The sequence below is a fragment of the Moorena sp. SIOASIH genome (genome assembly GCF_010671925.1).
Taxonomy (GTDB): Bacteria; Cyanobacteriota; Cyanobacteriia; order Cyanobacteriales; family Coleofasciculaceae; genus Moorena.
Window position 1 is genome coordinate 281,658 of sequence record NZ_JAAHIH010000007.1, and the last position, 14,726, is coordinate 296,383.

Below are 14,726 nucleotides of genomic sequence, written 5' to 3' on the forward strand. Positions count from 1 at the left end.
CTAAGCCTCCGCCCATCCCTCAATGGTCGCCATTAAAATGTTAACCAAGGGATGGTCTAGGGTTTCCTTGAATGCTTCCACTCCTCCTGCTTTCAGGGCATTGATTACTTTAGCTTTTAGGGTTGGGTTATTTTTTATTTTCTCAGCAGCCCTGGCTACAACTGTTAACTTCTCAATCTCAGTACTAGTTGGATTAGTCGATTGGCCTATGGCCACGCTACGCGATCGCCTTTGGTGGCTGCAAAGCAGCATCGCACCCACATTGTATTGACTTAGGTACACCCAATGTATTAACTAAAAGGCAGGGGTGTATTGAGGCGTGGGGTATGAAAATAGACCGCCATGGCCAGGCAAAGATTTTAACCGCAGAGGAAATCCAGCTCTTGTTTAACGAAGGGGCAACCCTTAACCCGCCACGAGACCGGGCACTGTTTGCTGTCATGCTGTACACTGCCTGTCGGGTTAATGAAGCGGTGACATTAAGAATAAGGGATGTTTACGATCGCTTTGGTTCCGTGCGTCCCGTTGTCCTGTTTCGGAAGGGGAACACAAAAGGTAAGCTTGCCACCCGGACTATCCCGGTACTAGAAGATCTGCGGAAACACTAAGTGATGTTACTTCCAAAAATGGGCGTTATTGGTACTTCAGTCCCCCCATCTACGCAGACGATCATTGGTACTAGTTCCGTTGATGGAATCTTTGCCATAAAACAGGGTCGAGTCCTGGAAAAAGAACTGGGTCGTGTGTCGGTGACATACCCAAGATCATGTTGTTAACCTGAGTACACTATCAAGATGAATTTTTTAAAAGCCTCCCCTACCTGCTTCTGAATAGGAGCTATGACCGAGAACAAGGAATTAAAGCGGAAGCAACTGGTGAGTGCAGTACGCCATCCATTCATGTATCGCTGTTGGGGGTGCGTAAGGTGGGAAGTGTGAAGCCTTGGAAGTGGAGGCAGAAGAGTAAGTGAAAGCAAGCTCAAATAATTGTATAGAATCTTAATCTCTCTCTACCCAAAAATACACTATTATGACAGTGAATTGTTATTGATCAATTTTTCTCTAAAACTAAAAAAATGTCTCATTCCACCCTGTTCAGCAAAAAAATAAAGACAATTTTGACTTTTGGTATAGCTGTTGTGTTTTTTGTGCTTGCTTTTGCCAGTACTACTAATTTACCAGCCCTTGCCCAAGGACAAACAAATTATCGCCTCAAAACCATGTTTACGGGCAGTGATAAATGTTTGGATATCATTAATGATGCTAAAGACAATCAACTGATTATGGCTAACTGTGGTAATTATTCAGGACAATTTTGGCAAATAGAAGCAACAAACAAGTCTGGATATTATCGCCTCACAACCCTATTTACGGGCAGTGATAAATGTTTAGATATCATTAATGATGCTAAAGACAATCAACCGATTATGGCTAACTGTGGTAATTATTCAGGACAATTTTGGCAAATAGAAGCAACAAATTTTTCTGGATATTATCGCCTCACAACCATGTTTACGGGCAGTGATAAATGTTTAGATATCATTAATGATTCTCAAGACAATAAACCGATTATGGCTAACTGTGGTAATTATTCAGGACAATTTTGGCAAATACCTAATTTTAACTAACTCTTGAACTGGAAATTCCCCTCTCGGGCAGGGCTGTTTCATTGTCGGGTAAGGGGATTATCGGTATTTCAGTTCGCCTATCTAAGCAATAATTTTTCCCTAAAACCCAGGAATTTGTAGCTATTGAAGCAATTTGAACCTACAACCGATCAATCTCATCCATACTCAACCCCGTATATTGGGCAATATCCTGAGCGGGTAACCCTGCGGCCTTCATCTGCTTAGCAATCTGCTGTTTTTCTTCCTGTCTACCTTCTGCTCTACCTTGTTCTATACCTTGTTTAATACCTTGTTCTATACCTTGTTCCAAGGTTTCATCAATCAAGGTTTGGGTAACATTGTACATATCCCGGTAGACCTTCAGGCTATCCTGATATAGCGCTTGCTCCGCAGATGAAAAATTGGCAATCTCTGCAACATCAAATAGCTGGGCAAACACATCCTCTTGCAACGGTAATGGGGGTTCATTCAGCTGGGCTAGGTGTTTGAATAAAAATAACCACTTGTCAAAATGGGACTCCAGCTGCTCAAGAGACTTGGTGAATTTGGGTAGCTCAACATAAATAAACTTGAGCTTATCGTAGAACACCTCACAGTGCTGATTTTTCAACTCCACTACATGTAGCAGTTCCGACTCATGCTTGTGGTCATCAAATACAAAATCTAGGATGCCAACCGTATAAACTGCCGTGAGCTCATAGTTCCAAAATCCCTGTTCAGCCTGTTCTTGGATGGGGAAAGTAGAATAATAGACACTCCGATCCTTAAACAAATTTTGCTTAGCCTTCTGCATTTCTACAATGAAGCGTTCACCAGTCTCGCTCTGACAATAAATATCAAAAATAGCCCTTCGATCCACTAAAGTATTGCCCAAAAACTCTGGATTCTTAAAGGTGACATCCTTCAGGTGATGATGGGGAGGCAACAGAGTATTCAAGAAGTCGATTAGCAGTGCCTTGTTTGGCTCAGTGCCAAAGACACGTTTAAACCCGAAATCCGTGAGCAGGTCAATGTATTTATCTGGCAGCGGGAAAACCATATCAAAATGCTTTTATGGCTGATAGGGAGTAGGGAGTAGGGAGTAGGGAGTAGGGAGTAGGGAGTAGGGAGTAGGGAGTAGGGAGTAGGGAGTAGGGAAATAGGGAACAGGGAGTAGGGAGTAGGGAGTAGGGAACTTCTGATTAGAAATTATAACAATTCCTAAATAGATTGCTAGACTATAGTGTTTCTCATAGCTAGCTATGAGGTAAACAGGATTTTTTCCCTTTTCCCTCTTGCCTCTTGCCTCTTGCCTCTTGCCTCTTGCCTCCCCCTCCTGGGAGGGGTTAGGGGTGGGTTCCTCTTGCCTCTTGCCTCTTGCCTCTTGCCTCTTGCCTCCCCCTCCTGGGAGGGGTTAGGGGTGGGTTCCTCTTGCCTCTTGCCTCTTGCCTCTTGCCTCTTGCCTCTTCCCTCTTCCCTCTTCCCTCTTCCCTGCTCCCTACTCCCTGCTCCCTAAAACTCAGGACTCTGTAGCTCACCCAATTGAAAACCGGTATAAGCACCTACAGAAAATGAATTACCTACTCTGAATCTTGGTAATCCTTACATTGTCAGGTTTTGAGTTTTGTGAAATGTGTAATTAATTTTGTGTACCTGCTTAAGTAATTTAGGATATAAATTTAACTCTGATGAAGCTAGAAATTAAACAAAAATTACTATTGACAACAAAAAACTTTATTTATACAATTTATTTATAGACATTTAATAGTGGTTCATTCTCAGATTAATCAACCAGATTAAGCAATTGCTACTTCTCAAAAAGCTATTGCGGTTCTTCAGTACCTACTATGCTAAATTTATAGTTAAAAAAAAACAAAAAACTGACTGTGTAAGGGTTATGAGGCTATTTAACCATAAATTTTTCCTTTATACTGCCTCTTCCTCCTGCTCCCTGCTCCCTGCTCCCTTTGGCAAAGTCTTAATTTAGCATAACAAGTACGGAAGATCCGCTATTGCTTACAATGCTGATAACCTACGTTGGTTATACCTAATAGTTAGGTTATTTGAATCATATAAATAATCAATTAAATGATGCTATTTTTGATTATGAAAAAGCCCTTAATATTAACTATGATAAACCAGCAAATTATCTTTATACATAAAACTATTGCTGAAGCTTTAGAAAGACAATTTTCAGAATTTCTTTCAATTTACCAAAAAATAATCAGAGCTAATCCAGATTACTTTGAACTTTATACTTATATTTTTTTAGGGGATATTTACGCAAAACTAGAGCATGTCGAACAAGCTAAAAAAAACTATTATAAAGCTATAATCCTGCGCTCACAAAAATATAAAATCCCTTGGTTTTTAGAAGTTGAACCAATTGTATCCTCTTATTACAAAGCAATAGAATCAACTAATCTAGAGAATTTTTATTATCATATCGGTAAAGTATTTAGTTATAGGCACAATCCAAATCAAGCTGCAAAATTTTATAGGAAAGCTATTAAGATTAATCCTGAAATGTCGGCGGCTTACCAAAACTTAGGTCATGTGGCTGCACAGCAAGGTAATTGTGAAGAGGCGAGCGCGTTTTACATTAAGGCGATTAAGTTTGATCCAGGGAATGAGGAGTTCCATAATGAACTGTGGTGGTACTTATTATCTACCCATATCCCACTACAGAAATTGGAAAAAATTGAGCATCTTGCTACAAAGATCGTGCAAGTAGCAAATGAAACCAAAACCATAGAGCAGTCTAATATAGCGCCTTTAGAATCTGATCATGGTGATTCTCTCAAAAATAGCCCACTATTATCAAACTTGATCGCTAATTATGAAACAACTATCCAGTTAGCAACTCCCTCAAGTGATAATATTTCAGCTAAAGACATCGTAGTTTTTCTTGCTGAAAAAAATAAAGCGATACATTTAAGTCTTTTGCAGCAATTTAAATTTATAGATTCTCTACTTAGGCAGCATGATATCAATTATTGGGCTATTGATGGCACCCTAATGGGTGCTATTCGACATCAAGGTTTCATACCTTGGGATGATGATATTGATATTGAGATGAAACAATCAGATATAAATCGACTTTTATCTTTAGAAGATATACTTAATCAACATGGATTTTATTTGAAAAAACACGATAAACATTTTTATAAAATTGCCGATGATTTTGATATTTTTATATATGAAGAAAGAAAAGGGGCATCTCCAAATTGTTTTTACACATATCTAGATGATCATGAAATATTCCCTTTGCGAAAATTAAAATTATGTGACTTTGAGGTTTATGCTCCCCATAAAGCCGAGGAATATCTTAAAAGGGCTTACGGAAATGATTGTCTGGAAAGATGCATAATTTGGAATCATCATTTAAACGATTATTTTAAACCTACCCATGATCCAGAAAAGTATGTCTTGAGCATTGATGATGTTAATCATATCTTGAAAAAATGACTATAGCTTTTGTTTAAAAAATTGTTTCTCCTAGCTGACGGGGTTGGGTGCATCTCATATTTGTAAAAAAGTTGCGTAGGGTGCGTTAGGGACGGACTCGCCCTCATTTTATTGGTAGCCAGTATTGGGACAGTCCGTCCCGTAACGCACCACTGCTTCAAACAGTGAAAATGAGATGTACCCGACGGGGTGCTTGTCGCCCCGTCAGCCACCCTATCTATTCACTCCATAGCACTTCTGAAAAACTCAATTGTTTCTTTCAACGCCACAATAAACCGATCAATCTCTTCGAAGGTATTATAAAAATACAAACTAGCTCGTGCTGTACCAGTCACTCCTAAACGATGGTGCAAGGGTTGAGTACAATGATTTCCAGAACGAATTGCTACACCGTCTTGATCCAACAGGGTAGACACATCACTAGCATCCAATCCTTTAATATTAAATGTTGCTAAGGCTGCCCTACCTTTACCATCTATTGTTGCTTGGGGGCCATACATGATTAGATCTGGAATTTCTTGCAACTGCTTAAACAAATAAGCGGTTAATTCTTCTTCATAGCTATGGATATTATCCATACCCAACTCAGTCAGATAGTCTACTGCAGCACCAAGTGCGATCGCTTGAGCAATGGCTGGTGTCCCTGCTTCAAATTTATGGGGTAAATCCCCATAGGTGGAGTGATCGAGAAATACCTCGGCAATCATTTCACCACCACCTAAAAATGGAGGCATGGCTTCGAGTAAGTCCAGTTTCCCATACAGAAAGCCAATCCCCGTGGAAGCACACATTTTATGACCCGATGCCACTAGCCAATCACAATTCATAGCTTGGACATCAATGGGCATATGGGGGACACTTTGGCAAGCATCAATCATTACCATAGCGCCATAGTTGTGTGCGATCGCAATAATTTTCTCTACTGGATTAATACATCCCAAAGTATTGGAGACATGAACCACACTTACCAGCTTGGTTTTCTCAGAAATCAGCTGTCGGAACTGTTGTAAATCAAACTCCTGAGTCTCCGTCAATCCCACATACTTTAGTACCGCCCCAGTTTTCTGAGCAATAATTTGCCAAGGCACCAGATTGCTGTGGTGTTCCATAACCGAGAGAATAATTTCATCTCCCTGGCGCAGATTTTCCAAACCCCAGCTGTAAGCCACTAAGTTAATCGCTTCCGAAGCATTGCGGGTAAAGACAATCTCTTGTCGTGACTGGGCATTTACAAAACTAGCTACCTTATCCCGTGCCCCCTCATAACCGTCTGTCGCTCTAGTGCTAAGGGTATGGACACCTCGGTGAACATTAGCATTGTCCATTTCGTAGTAGTGGCGCAATGCATCGAGTACTGCTACCGGTTTCTGGGCAGTAGCCGCATTATCGAAGTAAATCAGCGGTTTACCGTTAACCTCCTGGTGCAAAATTGGGAAGTCAGCCCGGACTTGATCAGCAATGGTTTTTTCTTGAGTTAAGGTCATTTTACTGTTGAACGTTATTCCGTTCCCGTTTTGAACTTATGACTGTTTCCGAAAGTCTTTGACGAACAGAAGCTAGGGGAATTTGATTGAGTATTTCTGCTACAAACGCATCAATCAAAAGGTTACGGGCATCGGTTTCCTTTAGTCCACGACTTTGCAAATAGAAGACTTCATCCGCTTCCAACTGACTGACTGTAGCACCGTGGGAACATTTCACATTATCAGCTGTAATCTCCAACTGAGGCTTGGTATCAACTCTAGCCTTCGGCGATAGCAACAAATTACGATTCAACTGAGCTGCATTGGTCAACTGCGCTGCTTGAGGAACAGAAACCTTACCATTAAACACCGCATGAGCACTACCATCTATAATGCACTTTTGCAGCTGATTACTGATCCCATTGGGATGATTCAACATCACCGCACTATGAGTATCTGCCAACTGTTGCTCACTAATCGCCGTCAAGCCATTTAGAATCGTTTCGGTCCCTTCACCCATCTGAAACACTTCGAGAGTATGGCGAGACAACTTCCCCCCAAAGGCTACCCCATGGCAACTATAAAAACTATTCCGAGCTTGTGCGATCGCACTCTTGCCGACATGGAAAGCCTGGTTACTTTCCCCATCAACCCGGATATGAGTCACCCTGGCATTATCTCCAACCCATACCTCGGTCACGGAATTGGTCAAATAAACACCCTGGGCGCTATTTTCCTCTTGGCCTTGCCAATACTCTTCAACTAAACTCAGCTGACTACCAGCCTCCGCCACTACCAAACAACGGGGCTGAAACAGCCTAGGCACCCCATCAGCCATGGAAACAAACAGCAGATGAATGGGAACCGTCACCTCAGTATTCCTCGGCAACCAGATCACCGCCACATCAGTCAAACCAGCGGTATTGAGCAGCGTAAACACATCGGTTACGCCCTGGTGCTTGCCCAAATAATCAGCAATTCGGCTCTGATACTCTGATGGCAACTCGGCCAAATTCCCCACAAACACCCCTTCAGGCAACCCAGCCACAGAGGATAGCTCAGGGGCATAAATCCCATTGACAAATACTAATCGGCTGTTAACCGCCTCTGGCAAAACTGCCGGACTAATATCCAAAGTGCTTGTATCAACAGCTACAGCAGCCTCAAAGGTCTCCTGCATCAGTGGCGACAAATCCGTAAACCGCCATTCCTCATCTTTAGTAGTGGGAATCGCCAACTCCTGAGCAATCCCCCTAGCGTGGTTACTTAGCTCTTGTAACCAATCCATCTCAACTGGATTATCCTGGCGACATTGCTCTAGCAGTGCCGACAAATAAGAAACTTCCCGTTTTACAGAAACTTCCATAGTCATCAGACACTCACCTCAGCAGTCTCGTCTTCTAGCACCCAGTCATAGCCACGGGATTCCAACTCTAGAGCTAACTCCTTGCTACCAGTCCTGAGGATACGACCATCTGCCATCACATGAACAAAATCCGGCTCGATATAATTCAGTAAACGTTGGTAGTGAGTAATCAAAATCATGGCATTCTCGGCACTTGCCAATTGATTCACCCCATTAGCCACAATCTTGAGAGCATCAATATCCAAGCCCGAATCCGTTTCATCCAAAATCCCTAGCTTAGGTTCTAGAAGTGCCATTTGGAGAATTTCATTCCGCTTCTTTTCTCCTCCAGAGAAGCCTTCATTGAGACTACGCTCTAGAAAGCTAGGATTCATTTTAACAACTTCCAGCTTTTCTTCAACTAAATCCTCAAAATCAAATGTATCAATTTCTTCTAATCCCTTGTGCTTGCGATGGGAATTGTAAGCCACCCGCAAGAAATCAAAATTACTCACACCAGGAATTTCCAACGGATACTGAAACGCCAGAAATACCCCAGCCAAAGACCGTTCCTCCGGCTCCATTTCCAACAGATTTTGCCCTAAAAAACTTACCTCGCCTCCCGTTACTTCATAGGCAGGATGACCCGCTAATACCTTAGACAAAGTACTCTTACCAGAACCATTTGGCCCCATAATCGCGTGGATTTCCCCGGCTTTAACTTCTAGATTCAATCCCTTCAGAATCTGGTTACCATCCACATCTGCCGTCAAATCCCGAACAGACAATATTATTTCACTAGTTTCACTAATCATTTCTACTTTATAATAAATGCTTTATCCCTTGTGTTGTTAGGTTGAAGGTTAGCAGGTTGAAGGTTGAAGGTTAGCAGGTTGTTAGCAGGTTGAATGTTATTAGGTTGAAGGTTGAATGTTATCAGGTTTTAGGTTTAAGGTTTTACGTTATTAGAGGATATCTGAAAAGTTTTTTGATACTGAATTTTGCCCCCCTAGCCCCCCAACTTTGGGGGAAGAGTCCATTTGCTTCTAAAAGTCCCCCAAAATTGGGGGATTTAGGGGGCTTGGATGTAGCAAATGGGACTTCTCAGACAACCTCTTAGGTTTGAGGTTGAAGGTTATCAGGTTGAATAATAGTTTAATTTGATCAGCTTTAACTTTGAACATCTTAATCTAGAAACCTTGGCCAAAAGGCCACGCGTGCGCGTTCAACCTGCTAACAACCTTCAACATTCAACCTCCCAACCTTCAACATTCAACCTCCCAACCTTCAACCTTCAACCTCCCAACCTTCAACCTCCCAACCTTCAACCTCCCAACCTTCAACCTGCTAACCTTCAACCTGCTAACCTTAGTTATCCGACTGTGCCTTCGAGCTTCAGGCTTAAAAGTTTATCTGCTTCAGCAGCAAATTCCATGGGAAGTTCATTGAAGACATCTTTACAGAAGCCACTCACCATCATGGAGATTGCATCTTCTTCTGAAATCCCTCGTTGAGCGAAGAAAAATAGCTGGTCTTCACCGATTTTGGAAGTCGAGGCTTCGTGTTCCACTTTGCCCATGTTGTTCTGGACTTGAATGTAGGGAAAGGTATTCGCCTCAGCTGTATCTCCAATCAACATGGAATCACACTGGGAATAGTTCCGCGCCCCCTTTGCCTTCGGACCAATTTTGACTAGACCCCGGTAGCTATTTTTGGACTTACCAGCAGAAATCCCTTTAGAAATGATGGTGCTGCGAGTATTTTTACCGATATGTACCATCTTGGTACCTGTGTCTGCTTGTTGGAGATTGTTGGTTAGAGCAACAGAGTAGAATTCACCAATGGAATTGTCACCCACTAGGACGCAACTGGGATACTTCCAAGTAATTGCAGAACCAGTTTCTACCTGAGTCCAGGAAATCTTCGAGTTAACTCCCTTGCACAATCCCCGCTTGGTAACAAAGTTGTAAATCCCACCTTTACCATTTTTATCCCCAGCGAACCAGTTTTGCACCGTGGAGTATTTAATCTCAGCATTGTCCAGGGCAACCAGTTCCACCACAGCTGCGTGCAGCTGGTTACTATCGTACATGGGCGCAGTGCAGCCTTCTAGGTAACTAACATTGCTCCCTTCTTCCGCCACAATTAGGGTACGCTCGAACTGTCCAGTATCTCCATTATTAATCCGGAAATAGGTGGACAGTTCCATCGGGCACTTGACTCCTTTGGGAATATAGACAAAGGAACCATCACTGAAAACAGCAGAATTGAGAGCAGCAAAGTAATTATCTGCCACAGGAACAACACTACCGAGGTATTTTCGCACTAAGTCCGGGTGTTCTTGTAAAGCTTCCGATATCGAGCAGAAAATTACTCCCGACTCAGCCAGCTTCTCTTTGAAGGTAGTGGCGATTGAGACGCTATCAAAGATGGCATCCACTGCTACATTAGCCAGCCGCTTTTGCTCAGATAGAGAAATACCTAATTTATCAAAGGTTTCCAGTAAAGCTGGGTCAACTTCGTCCAGGCTATTGAGTTTTTCCTTCTTCTGTTTGGGTGCTGAGTAGTAGATAATCTTTTGGTAGTCAATGGCAGGATAGGTGACATGGGGCCAGGTTGGCTCGGTCATTTTCTGCCATTGTCGATACGCCTTTAGGCGAAACTCCAGCATGAACTCGGGTTCGTTTTTCTTAGCCGAAATCAGACGGATAATATCCTCATTGAGTCCACGAGGAATGGTATCCGCTTCAATATCTGTGACAAAGCCGTACTTATAGGGCTGGTTGACTAATGTCTTGACAGTGGCAGTCATCGATTTAGTGCTCTCTTATCATTAAGGATTTAATAGAGTTACAAACAGAGTGATGGGTTGTTCGCCCTTGGCGTTGCCCTAGGGTAGGTTGGCAGGTTGGAAGGTTAGAGGTTGTAGACTGCGGGTAGCGACTGCATCAAGACAGCGGCTTGCTTTTTTCGTCGGTTACAACTATAGTCACTAGCTTCCTCATGCCCACGGGATGTGATCTGGTTACTGGGTGGATTAAAACAACGTTTTTGTTGTTTAACTCTATTGTAGGTTATATTAACAACAAACATGTTGTTAAAGTCAAGGAAATTTAGATTTAATAGAAATAACGGTACCGACAAGCACCAAAGGGAAGCCTGAGTGCCCTTCCCCTGTTACCCAATCCCCAACTCCTAAGCCCATGATGCCTACTCAGCAAACTTCTACCAAGCGAGACATCCTACAATATCTCCTCAAACAGGATCGAGCAAGAGCCCAGGAGTTAGCCACAGCCATAGGGGTTAGCCCCCAAGCTATTCGACGTCATCTCAAAGAATTGGAGGCAGAAGAGCTAATTGAGTACAAAGCTGTTCAAATTGGTATGGGGCGTCCTCAACATATCTATCACCTCTCTCACAAAGGACGCGATCGCTTTCCCCATCATTACGGAGAGTTTTCCGTTTCCCTGCTCGATACCATGACAGAAACCTTGGGTCGTGAACAGACTAGCACGATTCTACAAAAGCAATGGCAACGTAAAGCTCAAGAATACCGGGAGTGTATCGGGAATGGTACAGTGCGAGAGCGAGTAGCCAAGTTAGTAGAACTGCGTAGACTAGAAGGTTATATGGCAGAGTGGCACACCCTAGAATCAGGTAATTTAAATAATGGGGTTAGGGAGCAGTATATTTTAACCGAATACAATTGTGCTATTTCCAACGTTGCCGAATCTTACCCCAGTGTCTGTGGTCATGAATTGGAAATGTTTGCCGCCGTATTGCCAGATTGTACAGTGGAACGTACTCACTGGCTCAATAATGGAGAGCATCAGTGCGGTTATTTAATCAAAGGGCGACTAAATAAGTGACATGGGAATAACTAAGCCTGTAAGGTATCAGCGATCAGCCGTCAGCCGTGAGCTAAAAGCTCACGCTACTTGAGGTGCCGTCAGCTAATCAACGGGAGGTAGTAAGCAATCTGGGGGGTGCTGGTAGGGCTGATTGAATATCCCTGCTCGTTTTACTGATCCGACCCCGTGCAGTTCTCACGCCTGCTAGCACCTCAAGTAGCTTGCGTGGCACAGGCTTCTAGCCTGTGACCTAACCCATAGGCTGATAGCTGATAGCTGATAGCTGATAGCTGATAGCTGATAGCTGATAGCTGATAGCTGATAGCTGATAGCTGATAGCTGATAGCTTAAAAGTTATGTAGTCAACCTTGAAAACCCTTATGGCTGATTCCCAGCAATCCTCAATCCAATTCTTAACTCCGGAAGAATCCGCTGATGTAGACCAAGCATTGCTCTCTTCCTCAGAAAAATTCTTAACTCGTTTAACGATTTCCTCCCTCAGACTGTTAAAGCATATTTCACAAGATACTGGAGTAGCAATGGAAGAGTTGACCCATCAGCAAATCATCGATTGGTTTGAGAAGGACAGTAAAATTCGGCGAGAACAAGGGGTAGAAGCAGCATTTTTGAAATGGTAAGCCGATAAACAGCTAATATTTTCGTAAGCATTCAGTCGTCAGCCGTCAGCCGTCAGCCGTTGGCCATAGGCCACGCTACTTGAGATGCTTATTTTATTCAAAAGCACTTCAAGTAGCGTGCGCGTAGCCCTAATCGCTGTTCGCTGATAGCTGAAAGCTGATAGCTGATAGCTGACGGCTGATAGCTGAATACTTACATATTGTCCGCTTCACTAATCATTAGTTAATAATTGATAGTTGGTAGTTGGTAATTGGTAGTTAACGATTCTCCATAACCAACTATCCAGGGATTATTTTGGAAGTGATTCACTGGACTTGATATAATCGGTTGCTTCTTAACAGTTTGCTCCATAGTACTGTTAACAAACAATTGCCAACAAAACCTGATCAAAAATCAGTAATTTAGAGCTTATTTATAAAATAAATATTAAATCTTTTGGGTGCGTTAATAATTTTTAACGCACCTATTTAATATAGTGCCTCTGGGGCTAATTTTAGTCCTGTCACTAGTAAAAAATTACCAATGGTCTACGCTATCACGCGCCTTACAGCGATTTAATCTTTACTTTATAAATGACGCTTTAGAGGATGTTGGGTAAAATTAGTGATCAAGATCACATATATTAATTGTCCTAAATCACAGTCTTTCGTGATCTAAACCGATGAAATGGATTTAAGTTACCGCTAGCATTCTTAGGTCAGCTGTTAATACTCAAGGAAACGGTGCATCATGAATACTCAAAAAATTCGCTTCGCAGCCATCACGATTTTAGATATCGCACTATTGTTCACAGCCCCCATCATCATCGAATTATTCTCAAAAATTCCTTAAGTCCAAGGAACTATGTCTTAGGAATGATGAACGATGACTAGGCACATAATATAGCGTTTCCAAATGAGATGTAAACCTAAGAGGTCTTTTTTGATTGTTCAATAAAACTCTAGATCTCTTGCCCCTCTTGCCTTTTGCTTATTTCAGCCAAGCAAATTACTGCCATACCTGTGTTTACAACTCATATAAAAACGCTATCAGCACATAGTTTTGCATTAATCGTTTTTCGAGTACAAGCCCCTAACACCTAGCATGGGGGAATTCATTATTAATCATTCATCTTCATCATTCCCTGATCACTGTCGAGACCGGTGGCATTCCTAGTTCAGTTAATTTTAGATATAAAATAAATCTGAAAATGATAACTTTATATGTAATCAATAAAGTGATCAATAAATTTCAAAATCTGCTCTTGACAGGAATAATAGTGAGTGTGGGGTTGTGGGCAATACCAGTATCAGCACAAGTCGAGGATGAGCAAGTCAATGCTCTTGTAGAAGCACTGCGGCTTTCGGCACCACCCAATAGCCGGAATGATGGCATGTACAGCGAGTGGCAAGTTTTACCGGCCATCATCCCGAGCTGGACATCTCAATGTGCAGGACAGGCAATGACACCTGCACAATTTGAAGCCGACCCGACCACAGCACGCAGTGTTGTGGCTTGTATCATCAGACGGGAACTAGAGATTGAATTTAGAGATAGTGGCAACAATGAAATGATTGCTGTTCGCCGTACCGCCTGTTGGTGGATGACAGGCAAACCCTCTGGCTGCAACAGTGGCGCAACTGCTGACTATGTCCAGAGAGTACTCGGCTTTTATCAGCAGCCCCATAGCTCCACACCAGTATTCGCACAAGTAGAGGATCAGCAAGTCAACACTCTTGATCCGCAAGTCAATGCTCTTGATCCGCAAGTCAATGCTCTTGTAGAAGCACTGCGGCTTTCGGCACCACCCAATAGCCGGAATGATGGCATGTACAGCGACTGGCAAGTTTTACCGGCCATTATCCCGAGCTGGACATCCCAATGTGCAGGACAGGCAATGACACCTGCACAATTTGAAGCCGACCCGACCACAGCACGCAGTGTTGTGGCTTGTATCATCAGACGGGAACTAGAGATTGAACTTAGAGATAGTGGCAACAATGAAATGATTGCTGTTCGCCGTACCGCCTGTTGGTGGATGACAGGAAAACCCTCTGGCTGCAACAGTGGCGCAACTGCTGACTATGTCCAGAGAGTACTCGGCTTTTATCAGCAGCATAGGTCTACTAATCTCTGAAGTATGAAGGATGAAGTATGAATACTTCATCCTTTGGTAGTGGTACACAATTCGTGATTTTAGCTTCCTCCGCTCTTATGCCCCACAACGAACATGCGCAGCATGAGTGTTTAAAGTTACCGTAAGGATAGTGGAGCCTTTATGGTTAGTCGGTTATGCGTTTTGGGTTAAAACTTTTTGATTAAGGCTCCACTATCCTAAGGTTTCGTCTCCAGGGATGAATCGCGGACAGGAACTC

Annotated in this window: 13 protein-coding genes; 7 read left to right on the forward strand and 6 right to left on the reverse strand. The window is 42.7% G+C overall.

Going from position 1 to position 14,726, the window contains the following annotated elements; genetic code table 11:
* Entirely contained in the window at window positions 1-282 is a 282-nt protein-coding gene (locus F6J90_RS37335) for a hypothetical protein (protein WP_293106097.1), read from the reverse strand.
* A 44-nt stretch (window positions 283-326) separates the two neighbouring features.
* Between F6J90_RS37335 and F6J90_RS37340 the strand changes: the two genes are divergently transcribed.
* Both F6J90_RS37340 and F6J90_RS37345 read left to right on the forward strand, forming a co-directional pair.
* Window positions 327-608, forward strand: coding sequence for a site-specific integrase (locus tag F6J90_RS37340; protein WP_293106100.1), 282 nt, complete (start codon window positions 327-329; stop codon window positions 606-608).
* 467 nt (window positions 609-1,075) lie between these two features.
* On the forward strand, window positions 1,076-1,627 hold the full coding sequence (locus F6J90_RS37345; RefSeq protein ID WP_293106102.1) for an RICIN domain-containing protein: 552 nt from the start codon (window positions 1,076-1,078) through the stop codon (window positions 1,625-1,627).
* A gap of 139 nt (window positions 1,628-1,766) precedes the next feature.
* Here the strand turns inward: F6J90_RS37345 and F6J90_RS37350 are convergent, their stop codons facing one another.
* Window positions 1,767-2,666, reverse strand: a complete 900-nt coding sequence (locus F6J90_RS37350) for an Rpn family recombination-promoting nuclease/putative transposase (protein ID WP_293106105.1) — start codon at window positions 2,664-2,666, stop codon at window positions 1,767-1,769.
* Window positions 2,667-2,849: 183 nt separating this feature from the next.
* On the opposite strand from F6J90_RS37350, the gene F6J90_RS37355 reads away from it, so the two are divergent.
* Entirely contained in the window at window positions 2,850-3,122 is a 273-nt protein-coding gene (locus tag F6J90_RS37355) for a hypothetical protein (RefSeq protein ID WP_293106108.1), read from the forward strand.
* Window positions 3,123-3,712: 590 nt separating this feature from the next.
* Window positions 3,713-5,074, forward strand: a complete 1,362-nt coding sequence (locus tag F6J90_RS37360; protein WP_293106110.1) for a LicD family protein — start codon at window positions 3,713-3,715, stop codon at window positions 5,072-5,074.
* A gap of 221 nt (window positions 5,075-5,295) precedes the next feature.
* Here F6J90_RS37360 and F6J90_RS37365 read toward each other — a convergent pair whose 3' ends face one another.
* From F6J90_RS37365 to sufB, 4 genes are all read right to left on the reverse strand, one after another.
* Window positions 5,296-6,558, reverse strand: a complete 1,263-nt coding sequence (locus tag F6J90_RS37365; RefSeq protein WP_293106113.1) for a SufS family cysteine desulfurase — start codon at window positions 6,556-6,558, stop codon at window positions 5,296-5,298.
* A gap of 1 nt (window position 6,559) precedes the next feature.
* Complete coding sequence (gene sufD, locus F6J90_RS37370; protein ID WP_293106115.1) at window positions 6,560-7,909, reverse strand: Fe-S cluster assembly protein SufD; 1,350 nt, start codon at window positions 7,907-7,909, stop codon at window positions 6,560-6,562.
* Window positions 7,909-8,697: a Fe-S cluster assembly ATPase SufC gene (gene sufC / locus F6J90_RS37375; protein WP_293106118.1), complete on the reverse strand. Its 789-nt coding sequence runs from the start codon at window positions 8,695-8,697 to the stop codon at window positions 7,909-7,911. Before sufC ends, sufD begins: the two co-directional genes overlap by 1 nt.
* Before the next feature lie 557 nt (window positions 8,698-9,254).
* Window positions 9,255-10,694, reverse strand: coding sequence for a Fe-S cluster assembly protein SufB (sufB, locus tag F6J90_RS37380; protein WP_293106121.1), 1,440 nt, complete (start codon window positions 10,692-10,694; stop codon window positions 9,255-9,257).
* 391 nt (window positions 10,695-11,085) lie between these two features.
* Between sufB and sufR the strand changes: the two genes are divergently transcribed.
* The 3 genes from sufR (at window position 11,086) to F6J90_RS37395 (ending at window position 14,488) form a co-directional block, all read left to right on the forward strand.
* Window positions 11,086-11,751 carry an iron-sulfur cluster biosynthesis transcriptional regulator SufR gene (gene sufR / locus F6J90_RS37385; protein WP_293106123.1) on the forward strand — a complete coding sequence of 222 codons (666 nt, stop codon included), beginning with the start codon at window positions 11,086-11,088 and terminating at the stop codon, window positions 11,749-11,751.
* 362 nt (window positions 11,752-12,113) lie between these two features.
* Entirely contained in the window at window positions 12,114-12,371 is a 258-nt protein-coding gene (locus F6J90_RS37390) for a hypothetical protein (protein WP_293106126.1), read from the forward strand.
* Between the two features lie 1,217 nt (window positions 12,372-13,588).
* Window positions 13,589-14,488: a hypothetical protein gene (locus tag F6J90_RS37395; protein ID WP_293106128.1), complete on the forward strand. Its 900-nt coding sequence runs from the start codon at window positions 13,589-13,591 to the stop codon at window positions 14,486-14,488.
* Window positions 14,489-14,726: the final 238 nt, after the last annotated feature.

Coding starts and splice junctions, on each gene's coding strand:
- sufC (WP_293106118.1), bottom strand. CDS start 8,697: ATGATTAGTGAAACTAGTGAAATAATATTGTCTGTTCGGGATTTGACG.
- F6J90_RS37345 (WP_293106102.1), top strand. CDS start 1,076: ATGTCTCATTCCACCCTGTTCAGCAAAAAAATAAAGACAATTTTGACT.
- F6J90_RS37365 (WP_293106113.1), bottom strand. CDS start 6,558: ATGACCTTAACTCAAGAAAAAACCATTGCTGATCAAGTCCGGGCTGAC.
- F6J90_RS37350 (WP_293106105.1), bottom strand. CDS start 2,666: ATGGTTTTCCCGCTGCCAGATAAATACATTGACCTGCTCACGGATTTC.
- F6J90_RS37360 (WP_293106110.1), top strand. CDS start 3,713: ATGAAAAAGCCCTTAATATTAACTATGATAAACCAGCAAATTATCTTT.
- F6J90_RS37340 (WP_293106100.1), top strand. CDS start 327: ATGAAAATAGACCGCCATGGCCAGGCAAAGATTTTAACCGCAGAGGAA.
- sufR (WP_293106123.1), top strand. CDS start 11,086: ATGATGCCTACTCAGCAAACTTCTACCAAGCGAGACATCCTACAATAT.
- F6J90_RS37390 (WP_293106126.1), top strand. CDS start 12,114: ATGGCTGATTCCCAGCAATCCTCAATCCAATTCTTAACTCCGGAAGAA.
- sufB (WP_293106121.1), bottom strand. CDS start 10,694: ATGACTGCCACTGTCAAGACATTAGTCAACCAGCCCTATAAGTACGGC.
- sufD (WP_293106115.1), bottom strand. CDS start 7,909: ATGACTATGGAAGTTTCTGTAAAACGGGAAGTTTCTTATTTGTCGGCA.